At 67.2% G+C, this 17,361-nt stretch carries 12 protein-coding genes; 5 read left to right on the top strand and 7 right to left on the bottom strand.

The features are described from left to right. Positions 1 to 19: 19 nt before the first annotated feature. The 4 genes from MZV50_RS12290 (at position 20) to MZV50_RS12275 (ending at position 4,508) form a co-directional block, all read left to right on the top strand. Entirely contained in the window at positions 20 to 1,108 is a 1,089-nt protein-coding gene (locus MZV50_RS12290; protein WP_252634936.1) for a PepSY-associated TM helix domain-containing protein, read from the top strand. Further along, entirely contained in the window at positions 1,105 to 1,293 is a 189-nt protein-coding gene (locus MZV50_RS12285; RefSeq protein ID WP_252634935.1) for a hypothetical protein, read from the top strand. Before MZV50_RS12290 ends, MZV50_RS12285 begins: the two co-directional genes overlap by 4 nt. 171 nt (positions 1,294 to 1,464) lie before the next feature. Next, a complete protein-coding gene (locus tag MZV50_RS12280) occupies positions 1,465 to 3,723 on the top strand; it encodes a TonB-dependent receptor (protein ID WP_252634934.1) in 2,259 nt (752 codons plus the stop codon). Between the two features lie 74 nt (positions 3,724 to 3,797). Next, the gene (locus tag MZV50_RS12275; RefSeq protein WP_252634933.1) at positions 3,798 to 4,508 is read left to right on the top strand and encodes a TetR/AcrR family transcriptional regulator; all 711 of its coding nucleotides are present in this window, start codon (positions 3,798 to 3,800) and stop codon (positions 4,506 to 4,508) included. On the opposite strand, the gene MZV50_RS12270 is transcribed toward MZV50_RS12275, so the two are convergent. Genes MZV50_RS12270 through MZV50_RS12260 form a run of 3 tightly spaced genes read right to left on the bottom strand, consistent with a single transcriptional unit; the run spans position 4,474 to position 7,231 of the window. Beyond that, positions 4,474 to 5,640, bottom strand: a complete 1,167-nt coding sequence (locus MZV50_RS12270; RefSeq protein WP_252634932.1) for an MFS transporter — start codon at positions 5,638 to 5,640, stop codon at positions 4,474 to 4,476. The two genes, MZV50_RS12275 and MZV50_RS12270, sit on opposite strands and share 35 nt — an antisense overlap. Next, positions 5,637 to 6,287, bottom strand: coding sequence for a class II aldolase/adducin family protein (locus tag MZV50_RS12265; RefSeq protein WP_252634931.1), 651 nt, complete (start codon positions 6,285 to 6,287; stop codon positions 5,637 to 5,639). Before MZV50_RS12265 ends, MZV50_RS12270 begins: the two co-directional genes overlap by 4 nt. Then, positions 6,287 to 7,231, bottom strand: a complete 945-nt coding sequence (locus MZV50_RS12260; RefSeq protein WP_252634929.1) for a carbohydrate kinase family protein — start codon at positions 7,229 to 7,231, stop codon at positions 6,287 to 6,289. The genes MZV50_RS12265 and MZV50_RS12260 overlap by 1 nt, the downstream gene beginning before the upstream one ends. 83 nt (positions 7,232 to 7,314) lie before the next feature. On the opposite strand from MZV50_RS12260, the gene MZV50_RS12255 reads away from it, so the two are divergent. Further along, complete coding sequence (locus tag MZV50_RS12255; protein WP_252634928.1) at positions 7,315 to 8,589, top strand: aminotransferase class III-fold pyridoxal phosphate-dependent enzyme; 1,275 nt, start codon at positions 7,315 to 7,317, stop codon at positions 8,587 to 8,589. Between the two features lie 8 nt (positions 8,590 to 8,597). Here MZV50_RS12255 and MZV50_RS12250 read toward each other — a convergent pair whose 3' ends face one another. From MZV50_RS12250 to MZV50_RS12235, 4 genes are all read right to left on the bottom strand, one after another. Next, positions 8,598 to 9,893, bottom strand: coding sequence for an MFS transporter (locus MZV50_RS12250; RefSeq protein ID WP_252634926.1), 1,296 nt, complete (start codon positions 9,891 to 9,893; stop codon positions 8,598 to 8,600). Then, a complete protein-coding gene (locus tag MZV50_RS12245; RefSeq protein WP_436792220.1) occupies positions 9,886 to 10,929 on the bottom strand; it encodes a LacI family DNA-binding transcriptional regulator in 1,044 nt (347 codons plus the stop codon). The genes MZV50_RS12250 and MZV50_RS12245 overlap by 8 nt, the downstream gene beginning before the upstream one ends. A gap of 264 nt (positions 10,930 to 11,193) precedes the next feature. Then, entirely contained in the window at positions 11,194 to 14,181 is a 2,988-nt protein-coding gene (locus MZV50_RS12240; protein WP_252634922.1) for a TonB-dependent receptor plug domain-containing protein, read from the bottom strand. A 126-nt stretch (positions 14,182 to 14,307) separates the two neighbouring features. Further along, positions 14,308 to 17,346 carry a glycosyl hydrolase family 28-related protein gene (locus tag MZV50_RS12235; RefSeq protein WP_252634920.1) on the bottom strand — a complete coding sequence of 1,013 codons (3,039 nt, stop codon included), beginning with the start codon at positions 17,344 to 17,346 and terminating at the stop codon, positions 14,308 to 14,310. Between the last annotated feature and the right edge of the window lie 15 nt (positions 17,347 to 17,361).

Here is a 17,361-nt window from a genome sequence, read left to right as displayed (position 1 = left end):
GCGTCAGCGCGTCCATCGCATGAAGGCCTCGACGCTCCGCGCCTGGTCATGGGTCCACAAATGGTCGAGCCTGATCTCGACCGCCTTCCTGCTGATGCTTTGCGTCACGGGCCTGCCCTTGGTGTTCACCCACGAGATCGAGCAGGTGGCGATGCGCCAGGCCTGGGCGCCGGCCCATCCGAATGGTCCGAAGCTGAACCTCGACCAGGTGCTGTCGGTGGCGCTCGCGCGAAAGCCAGGCGAGGTCGCGGCCTTCATGAGCTTCGACGAGGACCGGCCGGTGGTGAACGTCACCAGCGTGAAATCCGGTGGCAAGGCGGGGGCCTACAGTTTCCAGCCGATTGATCAGACCAGCGGTGACCCCGCCCCGTCCGTCGCCGGCCATCCGGCGATGGAGTTCCTGCTCAAGCTGCACACCGACATGTTCCTGGGCTTGCCCGGCATGCTGTTCCTGGGCGCGATGGGCCTGCTGCTGATCACCGCCCTGGTCTCGGGCGTGGTGCTCTACGCGCCGTTCATGCGTCGCTTGCCGTTCGGAACGGTGCGGGCCAGCAAGCAGGCCCGCACACGCTGGCTGGACTACCACAACCTGCTGGGCGCGGTGACCCTGGCCTGGCTGCTGGTGGTCGGGACCACCGGCGTCGTCAACACCCTGGCCACGCCGATCCTGGCCTATTGGAAGGACACGGCGCTGAAGGAGCTGACGCGCGCCTACGACACGCCCGCGCCCGCCGCCCATCGCAGCTCCCTGCAGGCCGCAGTCGATCGCGCCAAGGTCGCCCTGCCCGGCATGCAGCTGCAGTTCGTGGCCTTCCCCGGCTCGACCTATTCGACCGACCATCACTACGCGGTGTTCTTCCACGGCGACACGCCACTGACCGCGCACCTGACGACTCCGGCCCTGATCGACGCCCGCACCGGCCAGCTGGCCGCCGTCGCGCCGACGTCCTGGTACGTGAAGGTCCTGTCCCTGTCGCAACCGCTGCACTTCGGCGACTACGGCGGCCTGGCGCTGAAGATCCTGTGGGGGCTGCTCGACCTGGCCACGATCGTCGTCCTGGGATCGGGCCTCTATCTGTGGCTGGCCAAGCGCAGGCCTACGCGATGAAGAAGCCCGTCCAGCAATTCACGCTCTGGCAGGTCTTTCGCGCGCCGATCCTGATCGCCGCGCTCAGCCTGTTCGGTCTGGTCGCCGCCCTGTTGGGCGACGGCGCCTGGGATGTGGTCGGCGAGCTCGCCCTGGCGTCCTCGGTGGCCGCGACGCTCTGGGCGCTCGCGACCCGGCGACGATAGCGCCGCCTCAAGTCCGCTTTCGCGCCACATCCGCCTTCAAAGCGGGCGCCCCTCGCGCCGCCTCCCCAGTCTCCCGCCGACCGCTTGCGCTCGCGCCCCTTGCATTGAGATAGTTTTTATTATCGTAATGCTGACCAACCGGTCGAAGTGCTGGATTTGAGGGAGCGTGAGATGAAGGCGGTTCTGTTCTTGGGGTGCGCCGCGTTGGCGTTGTCGTCCGGCGTCGCGACGGCCCAGACGGCGTCCACGCCGGCGTCGGACGACACGGCGATCGCCGAAATCGTCGTCACCGCCCAGAAGCGCGCGGAGAACCTGCAGGATGTGCCGGTCTCGGTGACCGCCCTGACCGCCGACGCCTTGGCCGCGCGGGGCGTCGACAACGTCCTGGCCCTGAACAACCTGGCGCCGGGCATGCGGATCAGCGCCAATGACGCGGCCGCCAATCCCAAGATCTATATCCGCGGCGTGGGCCTCAGCGATTTCAACCCCAACGCCTCCAGCGGCGTCGGCGTCTATGTCGACGGCGTCTATATCGGCTCGCCCCTGGCCCAGATGGCCGGCTTCTTCGACCTGGGCCAGGTCGAGGTGCTGCGCGGCCCGCAAGGCACGCTCTACGGCCGCAACACCAACGGCGGCGCGATCAACATCACCACCAAGCGGCCGACCCAGACCTATACCGCCGACGCCGCTCTGGAATACGCGACGTTCAACGCGGTCACTGCGGAAGCCGCCGTCGGCGGGCCGATCATCGCTGACAAACTCGCCTTCCGGGCGGCCGGCCAATGGGTCAAGGACGACGGCTACACCTACAACCGGACGACCGGCAACAACGTCAACGCCGCCGACCACTGGGCCGGCCGTCTGTCGCTGCTGTTCACGCCGACCGACAATTTCGAGATGCTCACCCAGGTCAATCGCTACGTGAACCGCGGCGACGCCATCGCCCCGCAGCATCGCGCCCTCTTCCCGTCGACGGCCGCCGCGACCGGTCCGAACGGCCTGTGCGCGCCCAACGCCTATGCCAGCGGAGCCTGCGCGGACCTCCTGGGCTACGCCGACACCGACAACAACAGTCGCGCCATCGACGCCAATCTGGAAGGCAAGGACAAGGTCGACCTGTTCGGCGCCTCCAATCAGGCGACCTGGACCTTCAAGGGCATGCAGCTTGTCTCGGTCACGGCGTGGCAATGGGCCCACCGCAACGACATGGAGAACACCGACGCTAGCCCGGCCCAGATGCTGGAGATCAACTATCGCTCCCGCCAGCATCAGTTCACCCAGGAGCTGCGCCTGCAGTCCGACACGCCGTCGGGCCGCCTGAACTGGGTGATCGGCGGCTACTTCATGGACGAAACCGTCCAGGACAACACCCGCCAGGACACCCTGCGCGACCTGCGTCCGCTGTTCGTCACGCCCGATAATCCCACCGGCCTCAGCCCCGAAAACAGCGTGGCGGTGTTCGGCTGGCCCTACACCCAGAAGACCAAGGGCTACGCCGTCTTCGGCCAGGCCGACTACAAGATCACCGACAAGCTGACCGGCACGGTCGGCCTGCGCTGGTCGGCCGACGACAAGCACATGAACTACAAGAGCCAGATCGAGGACGGGCTGATCGTCCTTCTGACCTCGGACCAGAAGAAGACGTTCTCGGCCTGGTCAGGGCGTCTGGGCCTGCGCTACGCGGTGAATGACGACACCAACGTCTACGCCACCTACAACCGAGGCTATAAGAGCGGCGGCTTCTTCGGCGGCCTGGCCACGACGCCCGAGGAGGTCGAGCCCTACGACAACGAGACCCTGGACGCTTACGAAGTCGGCCTGAAGTCCGAATTCCTGGACCACCGGGTGCGCCTGAACGTGTCGGGCTTCTACTACGACTACAAAAACCAGCAGGTCTTCGCCCAGGCGCTGCGTAACGGCCTGACCGTGCTGGTGCTGGATAACGCCGCCAATTCCAAGGTCTACGGCGGCGAGGCCGAGATCACCGCGCGACCCATTCAGCCGCTGACCCTGACGGCGGGCGTCTCGCTGCTGCACGCCAAGTTCGGCGAGTATTTCAGCGAAGGCCAGGACTTCACCGGCAACCGACTGCCCCAGTCACCGAAGGTGACGTTCAACACGGCGGCGACCTATGTGGCGCCGCTGGCAAATGGGTCGTCGATCGTGGCCAATATCGACGCCAACTACTCGTCCAAGGTCTATTTTGACAATTCCAACGCCGAGCGCCTGTCGCAGGACTCGGTGTGGATCGCCGGCGCCCAGGTCAGCTGGCGTTCGCCCGACCAGAAGATCGAGGCCGGAGCCTTCGCCCGCAACCTGTTCGACAAGACCTATGTCGTGTCGATCTCCAATATCGACAGCCTGGGCGAGGACCTGCTCAGCATGAACCGCCCGCGCAGCCTGGGTGTCTTCCTGCGCTATCACTACTAGCGGGCAAAGCGGCGGCGGACCCGTACGGGGTTTGCCGCCTCGTCCGGCGCGGGCAATCTTGTTATCAGGACCCCATGGCAAGACGCACAGCCGCCAAGACGACTACCGCCAAGACCCCTGTCGCCAAGACCGGAGCGCCTTCGCTCGACACCAAGTCGCGTCCCTCGCGACGGCGCGGCAAGGACACGTTCGAGATCATCCTGACCACCGCCGGCGAGCTGTTGGCCGAGGTCGGCTTCGAGCGCCTGACGACCAACCTGGTCTGCGAACGCGCCGGCCTGACGCCGCCGGCGCTCTATCGCTACTTTCCCAACAAGTACGCTCTGCTGAAGGAGCTGGCGCAACGCCTGATGGAAGCCCAGGACAAGGCCGTGCTGGCCTGGCTGGAAGCCGGCGGCACGAACGCGGCCTCGATCGAGGAGTCGGTGGCCAAGAACCGCGACCTGCAGAAGCGGATCAACGCCATCACCCGCGAATTTCCCGGCGGCGATTGGATCCTGCGCGCGCTCAGGGCTCTACCGGTGTTGCAGGAGGTCCAGACGACCTCGCGCGACATGGTCGCCCAGACGCTGTTCGACATGCTGAAGACGGCCAATCCCGGCGTCGCCGAGGACCGCCTGCGCACGGCCACCCGCCTGACGACCCAGATGATGTACGCCGCCACCGAAATGGTCCTGGAGGAACCCGGCCAGGACGAGGACCAGATCAACGAGGAGATCTGCTGGATGGTGGCCCTGTACTACCAGCACCTCACGACGTCTGGCGGCGCATCCCGAGCAGGCTGATCAGCGCTAGGGACACCGCCAGACAGACGCCGGACAAGGCCAGGGCGCGCCGTACAGGCCCCTCCCCCACGACCAGAGACGCCGCCAGAGGTCCCGCGCTGCTGCCCAGAAGTTGGGCCGCCCCCAATTGCATCGACGCACGGCGAGTGGGGTCGATGCGGATCAGCAGCAAGGTCTGGAACGGCAAGGCGAACAGCCACAGGAAGCCGAACGCCGCGACACAGGCGATGAACAAGCCACGTCCCGGACCGCTCCACAGTGTCGCCAGGATCAGGGTGTTCATCGCCCCGACGCCAAGCAGCATCCGCGTTGGCGGCACGCGATCCCCGACGAAGGTGGCCGCCGCGCCGCCCAGGACCTGCAGGCCCAGTGCGAGCGCGATCGCCAGCCCCGCTTCACGCGGCGACAGACCCGCCTGGGCGGACAAGGGCTCGAGGTAGACCCATAGGGCGACGATGAAGGCCATCCACAGGAACACCGCCGCCAGCCCACCGAGGGACCGGCGATCCAGCCTCCCCCCGTCCTCGGACTTGGGCAACGGCGCCAGGCTGTCCGGGCCCGCCAGGGCGGCCAGGGCGACCAGCACGGAGACCACCGCCAAGGTCACCAGGGCGCCATTGACGCCCCAAGGCTCCATCACGGTGGCGGGCAATATGGCGGCCAGCACCAACTGGGCGAAGGTCTGGACGGTGACAAAGACGCCGGAGGTCCGCTCCGGCCGCGACGACCGCGCGATGACGCCGATCGCCAACCACAGCATCACGCCAGCGCAGGCCCCGGCGGCGGCGCGGGTGACGATAACGCCAACGCCGGTGGTCAGGGTGGTGGCCAGCATGGCCGCCGCGTGCAGCAGGCAGGCCAGGCCGATCTTCAGCCGGATGCGGGTGGGCTTGAGCACCGCCGCCGCGACGCCGCAGGCCACGCCTAGGGCCATCAGCTCGACCGTCGCGGCCAGGCCGATCTGAGCGGTGCTGAGCCGCCCTTCCCGTTCCATCGCGCCCAGGATCACCGGCTGCAACCCGGCGATCAGCAGCGCCACCACGCCGACCGCCTGGCCAACGGCGGTGGCCTGCCTTGGCGGCGAGGTCACGATAGCGGGCGCGGCGTCCGCGACGGCTTCGGAAGCGCTCATCGACCCTGCCCATAGGATTTGAAGCGCTGAAGGATGAGATTCATCTCCTCGTCCGCCAGCAGGGTGGGACCGCCGATCGCCAGCGTTCCCCAGTAGACCGCCGCCTGTTCCTCGATCTCCTCGGCGATGGCGAGGGCGAAATCCAGGTTGGGCGCCACGACGATCTGGCCGTGATTGGCCATCAGGGCGGCGTAGCGGCCAGCCAGGGTCTCGACCACGATCCGCGCCAGCTCGCTGGAACCGAAGGTGGCGTACGGCGCGACCGGCACGCTGGTCCCGCCGCTGACGGCGACCATGTAGTGCACGGCCGGGATCGGCCTGTTGGCGCAGGCCAGGATTGTGGCGTGGCGCGAATGGCAGTGCACGACCGCCCCGACGTCGGGACGGCGATCCAGCAGGCCTTGATGCATCCGCCACTCGCTGGACGGCTTCAAGGAGCCGGCGACGGTCGAGCCGTCGGGCTGGACCAGCACCATCTGGTCGCCGGTCAAGCGCGAGGCCGGCACGCCGCTGGGCGTCACCAGCATCGCCTCGCCGCAGCGCGCCGAGACATTGCCCGACGTACCGCGATTAAGACCCTTGTCGTCCATGGCCTTCATCACCTCGGCCATGCGCTGGCGCAGCGCGCCCTCATCCATGCCAGCCATCACGCGGCCTCGCCGAGGGTCATCTGGCCCATGGACGCCTCGGTGGCCTCGAAGCTCTCCAGCTTGCCCAGGGTCGCCAGCCCCTGCGCCACCAGCGCCGCGGTGGCGGTGGCGAAACGCGCGGCGTCCAGCGGCGCCCATCCGCGATCCAGCGCGGCGATGAACCCGGCGCAGTAGGAGTCGCCGCAACTGGTCGTATCGACCGGCTTGATGACATAGGCCGGCAGGGTCGTCCGGACGCCGTCCAGCACGACCACCGATCCTCGGCTTCCGTTCTTGATCAGGCAGTTCCCCGCGCCCAACTCCCGGAACACATCCGCGGCGGCGAACAGGTCGTCCTGGCCCGTCAGCATCACGGCCTCGGCCGCGCTGGGCAGGAAATAGTCCACGTGAGGCAGAAGCCGCTTCAGCTCATCCATCGCCGTGGCTTGAGGCGAGATCAGATCACAGGTGACGATCGCCCCTGCCTCGTGGGCCGCCTTCACGAGTTCCGCGCCCGCGCCGCCGTCCAGCATCGGACCGCCGATCCCGGCATAGTGCAGAAAGCGCGCCGAGGTCGCCGCCTCGAGCGCCTCCGGCGTGGCCTTGGCCAGCATGCCCGCCCCCAGCGCGTGGAAGTTCGGCCGCCGCCCCGCCGAGTCCACCGCCAGCACGGTGATCGAACTGGGCAAGCCCGGCAGGGTCTCGAGCGCGGTGAGATCCACGCCAGCCTCCTCCAGCGCCATACGGATAAAGCGGCCGATCAGGTCGTCGCCAACGGCCGAGGCCAGCTTGACCGGCATGCCCAGCTTCGCGGCGACCAGCGCCGCGCCCGCCGCCGTACCGGCCGGGGCGCAGGCGATCCCTTCGATCAGGGTAGTGCCCTCGCCCTCCGGCAAGACGTCGATCGCGCGCGCCACCACGTCCAAGGTTGTCAGCCCGATGCACGCCAAGCCGGTCTTCATCGCCGTTCTCCCCAATGCGTTGACAGTCACTATGCCTCAGCCATTATGATAGTCAAAACTATCTTATTGGCGGAGCGCTCGACATGACCTGGACGAACAGCAAGGACGCCGCGCTGCGCGAGCGCGCCATGGCCGTGATCCCCAACGGCATGTACGGCCACCAGTCGGTCATGCTGCTGCCCGACGACTATCCGCAGTTCTTCGACCGCGCGGAAGGGGCTTATCTCTGGGATGCCGATGGCAACCGCTATGTCGACTTCCTGTGCGGCTACGGCCCCAACCTGTTCGGCTACAGGCACGCCGCCATCGACCATGCCTACATCGACCAGTTGAAGCGCGGCGACACCATGACGGGTCCAGGTCCGGCCATGGTCGAGCTGGCCGAGGCCCTGACCGCCCAAGTCAGCCACGCCGACTGGGCGATGTTCTGCAAGAACGGCACGGACGCCACGACCATGGCGATGATGATCGCCCGCAACTTCACCCAGAAGAAGACCATCGTCCTGGCCAAGGGCGCCTATCACGGGGCCGCGCCCTGGTGCACGCCGCTGAAGAACGGCGTGACGCCCGCCGACCGCGCCAACCAGGTGTTCTACGAATACAACGACGTCGAGAGCCTGGAGGCCGCCGTGCGCGAGGCCGGCTCGGACCTGGCGGCGATCTTCGCCTCGCCGATCAAGCACGACACCTTCGTCGACCAGGAACTGCCCGATCCTGAATACGCCCGCCGAGCTCGCGAGCTGTGCGACGAGCACGGCGCCCTGCTGATCGTCGACGACGTCCGCGCTGGCTTCCGCCTGGCCCGAGACAGCAGCTGGTCGCTGGTCGGGGTGAAGCCGGACCTGTCGACCTGGGGCAAGGCGATCGCCAACGGTCATCCCATCTCGGCCCTGCTGGGCGCCGACATCGCCCGCTTCGCCGCCGCGACCATCTACGCCACCGGCTCGTTCTGGTTCTCGGCCGCGCCCATGGCCGCCTCGCTGGCGACGCTGAAGCTGATCCGCGAGACCGACTATCTGGAGCGCACCATCGCGCTGGGCGAGCGCCTGCGCACGGGCCTGGACGAGGTCGCCGGCCGTCACGGCTTCGGCTTGCGCCAGACCGGTCCGGCTCAGTTGCCGCTGATCATGATCGACGACGATCCGACCGGGGCCAAGGGCTACTTCTGGAACAACGCCCTGCTGAAGCGCGGCGTCTACTTCCACCCCTGGCACAACATGTTCATGACCACGGCCATGACCGACGCCGACATCGATCACACGGTCGAGGCCGCCGACGACGCCTTCAAGCTGCTGAAGGCCGCCGGCCCGCTGGAGGCGGTCGCCAAGCTGGAGTTCCTGCACTCGGTCGCCGGCTAGCGGCCGTGTCAACCGGCCTGGGCGCGCGCCCTGTCCAGCCGGTTCATGGCGTAGAAGATCAGCCCGCTGGTCACCACCAGCACGGCGGCCAGGGCCAGCATCGGCGCCAGGTTGCTGCCCGTCGCATCGCGGACCAGAGGCACTAGGTTCTGGGCGATGAAGCCGCCCAGATTGCCGATGGCGTTGATCGCCGCGATGCCGGCCGCCGCCCGGGGTCCGGTCAGGAAGCTGGGCGGCAGACTCCAGAACACCGGCTGGGCGGCGAAGATGGCCGGCGCGGCGATGCACAGCATGGCGAATTTCAGCGCCGCGCCGGGTACGACGACGCTAAGCACCAGGGCCAGCGCGCCCAGCAGACACGGCCCGGCGATATGCCAGGCGCTCGCGCCGTGGCGCGCGGCGTGGCGCGGCACGAACCACAGCGCCACCGCGACCATGACCCAGGGGATTACGTTGATCAGCCCGTTGACGCTGTTGGAGACGCCGAACGATTTGACAATCGTCGGCAACCAGTAGCTCAGGCCGTAAGCGCCCAGCGGCATGCCGATATAGAGGCCCGCCAGCAGCAACACGCGAGGGTCGAAGATCGCCTTCCAGGCCCCGCGATGGTCGTCAACCTCGCCGCCCCGCTCCGCCGACAGAACGCCGGCCAGCCAAGTCTTCTCGGCGTCCGGCAGCCATCGGGCCTGGGCCGGTCCGTTGGGCAGCCGCCACAGCACGTACGGAGCCAGCAGCACGGCCGGCGCGCCGGTGACCAGGAACACCCATTGCCAGCCGGCCAAGTTCATCAGGCCGTCCAGGTCCAGCAGCAGGCCGCCCACCACGGCGCCGACGGCATTGGCGACGGCGCTGGCGATCATGAACAGACCCACCATCCGCGCGCGGTGCGCCTGCGGATACCAGAGGGTCAGGACGTATAGAACGCCCGGGAAGAATCCCGCCTCGGTCGCGCCCAGCAGGAAGCGCAGGATGTAGAACATTGTCGCGTTCTGGGTGAAGCCCAGCGCCAGCGTGACCAGCCCCCAGGTGAACATGATCCGCGCGAACCAGACCCGCGCGCCCACGCGGGCCAGGATCAGGTTCGACGGTGCCTCGAACAGGAAGTAGCCGATGAAGAACAGCGACGCGCCCAGGCCGTAGGCGGCCTCGCTGAGGCCCAGGGCCTGCACCATCTCCAGCTTGGCGTACGAGACGTTCTGCCGGTCGATATAGGCGATCAGGTACATCAGGCAGAACAGCGGCATCAGCCGCCGCGTCACCCGCCCGACCGTGGCGCGTTCCATGTCGAGGGACGGATCAGGCATGCGATGACCTCTTGTCGACTTTCGCGCTCGGCATGACGTGCTGGGGCGGCGCGGTGGACTGACGCTCGACCAAGGCGTGGTCGAGGACGTAGTCCGCGAAGGTTTCCACCGACGGCTCGGCCGACCGCAGGGCGCGCAGCAGCCGATCCAGGGCCACGGCCGCCATCTGTCGCACGGGCTGGCGGACGGTGGTCAGCGGCGGCCACAGCGTGGTGGCCACGGTGGTGTCGTCGAACCCGACCACGGTCAGGTCGCCCGGCACGTCCAGATGCCGGCGGTGCGCCACCGACACGGCCGCCGCGGCCATGTCGTCGTTGCTGGCGAAGATCGCGGTGGGTGGCGGGTCGGCGTCGAGCAATTGCTCGGCCGCGCTCAGGCCCGAAGCATAGGTGAAGGCGCCTTGCGCCACGATGAGTTCGGCCTCCTCGACCTGCGCGATCGCCGCGCGCGCGCCTTCCAGGCGTACGGCGCTGGCGGTCTGATCGGGATTGCCGGTGATGAAGCCGATCCGCCTGTGACCCAGGTTGAGAAGATGGCGGGCCATGGCGTAGCTGGCCTGGCGGTCGTCGATGCGGACGTTGATCGCATCGGTCTGCGGCTTTCCGCCGGCGACTACCGCGACGGGCAGATTGGCGGCGCGAAGGATGTCACACGCCGCGGCGGACTCCCCAAGCGGCGGCGCCAGGACCACGCCATGGACGCCCGCGCCCAGCAGCTCTCGCAGCTGCCGTGTCGACGGGGCGTGACCATCCTCGCCCCGCACCAGGATCAGCCGCGCGCCAGCGCTGGTCGCTTCCTCGAAAACGCCGATCAGGAAGTCACTCATGAAGGCTGCGCTGGGATTGGAATAGACCACCCCGATCCGCAGTTCGCCGGCCATGACCAGGTTGCGGGCCGTCTGGTTCGGCTCGAAGTTCAGCTCACGGATTGCGGCCAGGACGGCCTGGCGAGTTTCTTCTCGAACCTTGGCGCCGTCGTTGATGACACGCGACACCGTCATGCGCGAGACGCCCGCCAGTTGCGCGACATCGGCCATGGTGGCGTCCCGGGCGCGGTCCAACCTACTCAATGGGCGCCCCCTCTCGCGTCCGCCAACGTCATTCAATTGAGTCTCCCGGCATGACCGTTCGGACGACAAGCGCCAGCGGCGCGAAACGCTGTAGCACGGACCCGACGGACGGACCCGTGATACGAAGAAAGACGCCCGGGCCACGAACCGACGCTTGCCGATCCGGACCCGGGCGAGGCCGCCCAGGGGGAGGTGGAGACGGGCGGCCCGGGACTTGAAAGAGCCCTGGCGCTAGAAGCTGTAGCGCAGGCCCACGTGGTAGAACCGGCCCAACAGGTCGTAGAGCGCCGGGTTGGCGTCCAGGCCCGTGTTGGTCTGCGGCGACGGAGTCGGGTCGCGGTTCAGCAGATTGTCGACCTTGCCGTAGAGCTGCAGGCCGTTGCCGAACTTGTACGAAGCGCTGATGTCGACATAGGTCGCGCCGCTCATGTGGTTGTAGTCGATGGTCGGCCGGCTGCTGGTCGAGACCGGGCAGCTGCCGGGCTTGCACTCGACGTACTCGGTGGTGGTGCCACCGAAGCGGCCATCGCTGAACCAGCGCTCTTGGACGCTGAAGGCGAAGCGGTCGGTGTCCCAGGACTGGATGGCCAGGACCTTCCAGTCCGGAGTCGCCCCGGAGTTCTGGCCGGCCGAGTCGATGGCGACCGCCCCGGGGATGCCGGGATTGGTCACGAACTTGTGGGTGTTCGTCGCCAAGCCGCGGATCGTGAAGCGACCGGGTACGCTGGGCAGCTCGAAGCGGTAGCTGCTCTCGATGTCGAAACCGCTAGTCTTGATCGAGGCCAGGTTGAACGTCTGGGAGTTGATGAAAGGCGTCACGCCGCCCGACGGGGCGAGATTGAAGGCGCCGCAGAACTGGGTGAGGCCCTGATAGCAGAAGTTGACGATCTGCTGGGCGCCGAGACTGGAGATGCCGCCATTGAGGACGATGTTGTACCAGTCGACCGAGATGCTGAAGCCCGGCAGCCATTGTGGGTTCGAGAGCACCGCGCCGATGGTCACGTTCTTGGCGATTTCCGGCTTCAGGTCCGGGTTGCCCACCACATTCTGCAAAGCCGTCACCGCGCCTCCGGAAGGCTGGCCTGGCGGGGGATTGGTGGTCGTGGGGATTGTGAAGTTCGGCAGCGTGGTCGTCACCGGCGCGGCGAACAGCTCCGACAGGTTCGGCGCGCGGACGTCACGCGAGGTGACGGCCCGCAGACGGACGCCGTCGATCGGCGTGTCCCAGGTGGCGCCGACCTTCCAAGTGTAGACAGTGCCCGAGGTGCTGTAATCGGTCCAGCGGCCGGCCATGTTGAGGTTGGCCCGGCCCGCCGCGTCTGAGTTCACCAGCGGGATATTCACTTCGGCATAGGCTTCCTTCACCGAGTACTTGCCGGCGCCAGAGTGATAGTTGCCCGCAAACCAGTTGGAGCCCGCCGCGTTCAGGACCGGATCGGCCGGGTAGTCGGTGGTGTTCGGGGAGTCCGTATTGCCGTCGCCGTAGGGGTCGCCTTGGACGTGATATTGTTCCTTGCGCCACTCCCCGCCGAACGCCAGGGACACCGGGCCGGCCCACAACGAGAAGGGCTCGCCGCTGAAGTTGATGCTGGCGACGTCCTGTTTCTGAACCGAGTGCTGGTAGGGTCCATTCTTCGGCGTGATGTAGGCCAGGGCCGCGTCGCTGGGACGCTGACCGCCGAAGATGTTGATTGGCACGCAGCCATTAGCGCGGGCGACCGGATCGGCGCAGACGATCTGGCCATTGACTGTCGTCGCCTGGATGGCCGCGCGGTAGCGCGGCATCAGCAGGATGTCGCGAACGTGGATGTTCGTCGTGTTCTCACCGTGCTCGTAATAGGCGTCGTAGCGCCATTCCTTGCCCAAGGCATTGAACTTGCCGTCCGCGCCGATCACGCCGCGATACTGGGTGCGCGTCGGGTGCACCGTGATATTGCGCGGCAGTAGAGCGTTGCTGGTGCCGAAGTTGAACTGGGTGATGCCGTTGGCGGCGCAAGCCGCCACGATCGACGCCGGCAGGTATGGATTCGAGCACGACATCGTCAGGCCCGTCGTGGCCGCACCCGGGTTAGGCTGGTTGCTGCTCTCCACACGGGCGGCGTTGAAGGTCGCGTAGATCTCATTGTTGGCGTCGAGATCGAAGCCCACGCGAGTGTAGGTGTTCATGCGCTTGATGCGCGACTGCAGCGAGGTGCCGACGCCGACATTGCCCGACAGATCGCCGCCGACGCAGAAGCCGCCATTCGTATAGCAGCCGCTCACCGCGCCGTTGGCGGCTTTCGAAGGCACGCCGCCGCCGCCATACTGGAACTGGAAGGGGTTGCCGCTGATGTCGAAGGCCGTGCCTTGCAGCGGGCCGCTGCTGATCAGGCCGTACTTGGTGTACTGATAGGCTTGGGCGTGCTCGCGATAGAGATATTGCGGCGAGCCGTCGTTGGTGATGCCGCGATTGACCAGGGTGGCGGTGGTGTACCAATCGCGGCTGCCTGGCGCATCCTCGCCGAAGCCGCCCGCCGGAACGCCCTCTTCCCAGTCGTATTCGCCGCTCACCTGGACGTGCAGGCGGTCGTCCATGAAGTTCTTGCCGGCGGCGACCTGGGCTAGCCACTGATGGTTGTCGCCGTAAGTCGTGACACCAGTCTGGACGTTGGCTTTGAAGCCCACGAACTTCTTGTTGGTGATGAAGTTGACCACACCGCCAACGGCGTCGGAGCCGTAGGAGGCTGAGGCGCCGCCCGTCACCACATCGACCCGTTCGACCAGCAGTTGCGGGAACAGGCTGATGTCGGGAACGCCGGTGACATTGGCAGGCACGACTCGCTGGCCGTCCAGCAGGGTCAGGGTGCGGATGGTGCCCAGGCCGCGCAGCGAGAACGAGCTGAGGCCCTGCTGACCGCTGGACGTGCTGAACGTCCCCGTCGTCGCGCCGCTCGAGCCCTGTAAGGACGGCAGCTGAGTTATGGCGGTGAAGATGTTCGGCTGAGCCGCGCGCTCAAGATCGGCCTGCCCCAGCATTTGGGTCGGCGTCGGCGCGGTGAAGCCTTCGGACCGGATACGCGAGCCCGTGACCACGATCTCGGTCACGACGCTCGTATTGTCAGGCGGGGTCTGCGTCTGCGCTTGCGCCGCCCCGGCCGCCAAGATCATCGCGACCGCGCTGCTCGCGAGCAATGCGCTCGAAAAGGACGCCACCCCTCGTGTGCTACCGACAGCACTCATCCTACAACCCTCCCATTCTTCTTTCAGACCATCTGCGACGGCTTGGGAGGAACTTGTCAGACGTTGGGACCGCTAACTATACGACCATGGTCGTAGGCGCCTGCGACCCTATTTCCTCTTGTGGGACTACTTGGTCCGCACCGCGTAGAGCGCGTGGTGCGTGAGGACGAACAGGGTCAGCTTGTCCGGGCCGCCGAACACCAGTTGCAGGGGGCGTTCGGGCATGTCGATACGCCCCAGTTCCCGACCGTCCGGCGCATAGACGAACACCTGTCCATTGGCGACGTATACGCGTCCCTCCGCGTCCGCGGCGACGCTCTCGCCGCCTCGCTCGGCGAAGGGCTTCAAGTCCGTGATCGCGCCGCGCGGCCCGACAAGGCCGCTATAGGTCTTGTTCTCGGAGCTGTTGGCGAGGAACACCCGCTGGCCAGGCTTGGCCGTGGTGAAGCCGTAGGTGTCGAGCGCGTCCGAGAAGCGCAAGCCTCGGTGGTCGGACGGCCCCTGCTGGAAAACACGATAGGCCGGCAGGACCAGACTACCGTCGGGCGAGACGTATTCCTTGGGTTTGGCCAAGGCCATGTCGCGCGCGAACATCTCGGCCAGGGTCGTGAACTGGTAGGTCTCGAGGTCCAGTTGGTCCTTGAACTCACCATTGTTCCACCAGTTGACCGGCAGAACGGTGGCCGCGCCGGGGTGATCGGCCGCCGGCGTCGCCGTGATCACCTCGACCTCGGTGTCGGGCGCGCCCGGCTTGAAGCTGTAGACCGAGCCGTCGCGGCCATCCGACGACAGCACCAGCAGGTTTCCGGAGGCGTCGACGGCCAGGTTGATCGGATCCAGCGTGTTGTCGCGCACGATCGAAAGCTTGCGCGCCTCCGACCAGCTGTAGATGCGCTGATGGCGGCGGTCGGTGAAGTAGAGCGTGCCTGCTGCGTCGACGGCCCCGCCGCCCAGCGAATAGAAGTCTCCCGCCAGTTTCTCCACCTTTGCCTCGACGGGGAAGATCGAGGGCGTGACGGGCGGCGGCGCGGCAGGCAGATCCAGCACCGCGAACTGGCGCTCGCGCACCTCCAGGCCGCGGGTCACGTCCTGGATCGCGTTCTCGTACGGATATTTGGTCAGGCGCAGGAAGGCCGCGCAGCCGTTCTCGTCGCAAGTCGAGAACCCGCTCTCGCCGTTGACCGCCACGTTGCGGAAGCGGATGTCGCGCGAGTTGTAGACCTTGACCGCCGCCGGCGCGGGCCGACGCGTCCGAGTGACCCGATAGCCATGGTAGTTGGCCACCAGGATGTCGTGCGAGTCGCGGATCTCCAGCGACACCGTCTCCTCGCCCTCGCCCGCCTCTTCCTCGGTCTGCGGGGCCAGGAACTCCCAGTTCGCCACGCGATTCAGGCTGATCTCCGAGCGCAGGTGATGCTCGACCGAGGCCTGATAGACATGGCCGGGCGTCTGGGTGTCGGAGACGTAGATGCCCGAATAGGCGTAGGTGCTCGGGCTCCAGAGGTTCGAAAACGTGCCGCCCCCGCCGTTGGTGACCCACAAACTGGGATATTGGCCGCCCCAGCGCTTGGCCGGGTCGGCGTCCGCCGACGCGTTGGCGTTGTAGGGATTGAAGCGGGTCCCGTCGTAGAGGTTGGTGCCGTGACCACCCTGGAACTTGACGTCGCTGACCAGCGAGTTCGCGCCCGCCGTCCAGAGCAGGGCCGTGGCGCGCGGGTTCTGGCCATCGGTATAGAGCCCCAGGCCCGAAACAATGGCGTCGCCACCATCCGCCGACTGGACCAGCGCCTTGGCCGCGCCAACGCCCTGATAGGCGGGGGTTCCGTGGGGCAGCACGATCTGGGTCAGGCTGGGATGCAGGCCGATCAGCACGCTGTCCGGCCGCAGCTTCAGCGTGTCGGTGACCCGGTAGAAGCCGGTCGGGAAATAGACCACGCGATGCGCGTCGATCACCTTCTGAATGGCGGCGGTGTCGTCGGTGACGTTGTCGCCCTTGGCCCCGAGCGCCCGGACGTTCGTCCAGTCTGATGTCGGCGGCAGGGCCCGGATCGCCGGAGCACGCGCCTTCGGCAAGGTCGTGAGAGCCTCGGTCTTCGCGGTGGTCTTGTAGTCGCCCATCTGGCCCAGGCCGGGCAAGGTCAGACCGTGGTTGAAGGCGGCGACCTTGTAGGTCTTGCCCTGGCCCGGCGTGGTCTTGCCGCTGTCGCGAAAGCGGGCGAACACCGGGGTGTTGGCGGCCACCGCGTTCTCGAAGCCGACCTGGGTATAGACGTTGCGCTCGTTGGAGATGATGACGCCCGCCTTGGAGACGTTCTCGAAGCGGACGTCCTTGCCCCACAGCCAGTCACCGTAGCCCCGGTCGATGTCGATCCCCACCGGGGTGTCACGCAAGGTGACGTTGACCAGGGTCAGGCCCGCCTCGTGCTCGCGGATCGCCGCGTCGCGCTGCCCCTCGAAGGTGGAGTCCAGCAGCACGAAGCCCCAGGCCGGCGACGGCTTCTCGGTCAGGATGCCATAGCGCCCGCCCTTGAAGTGCAGGTCCTCGGCCTCGTTGCCGATCTGATAGAGCCCAGCCAGGCCCGAACCGATGTCGAACGTCATGTGGCTGAGGAAGGCGTGCTGGGCGGCGTGGAAACGGATCGCCGTCGCGGCCGGATTACCGCGCCCGATCTTGAAGTCGATATTGCTCATCGCCGTGTAGAAGGTGCCGGAGTTGGCGTCCGGGATGTCCTTGTTGAACGGCACGCTGCCGGGCGGCGGGAAGGCCACGCGGCGCGCCGGATCCGGCTTGGCCCCGGCGACGATCACCATGTTGGCCAGACCCTTCTGGAAGCCAGGCGTGGCGTCGCCCAGCACGATCTCGGGACGCGTCGCCCCGACGCCGAACACCCGCACGCCCGGCCACAGGAAAAGGGTCTTGCTGATCCGGTAACGACCCGAGGGTAGGAAGACGAGACCGCCGCCGGGCTTGGCCGCGGCGGCGTCGATCGCGGCTTGCAGCGCGGCGCTGTCGTCGGCGCGGCCGTCGCCCTTGCCCTTCACCACGACGGCGGCGGGATCGTCAGGCGCCGTCGCGAAGACCGAAACCGACGCCCAGGCAGGCCCGCTCGCCGCCAGAGCCAACGCGATCGAAGCCGCGCTCACCGCGCCAAGCCAGGTCTTCATACCGTACTCCCCTAC

Origin of the sequence: Caulobacter segnis (genome assembly GCF_023935105.1) — a bacterium.
In the GTDB taxonomy this organism is placed as follows: Bacteria; Pseudomonadota; Alphaproteobacteria; order Caulobacterales; family Caulobacteraceae; genus Caulobacter; species Caulobacter segnis_B.
Note: the sequence above shows the minus strand (reverse complement) of the source record. Positions and strands in the feature narration are given on the sequence as shown.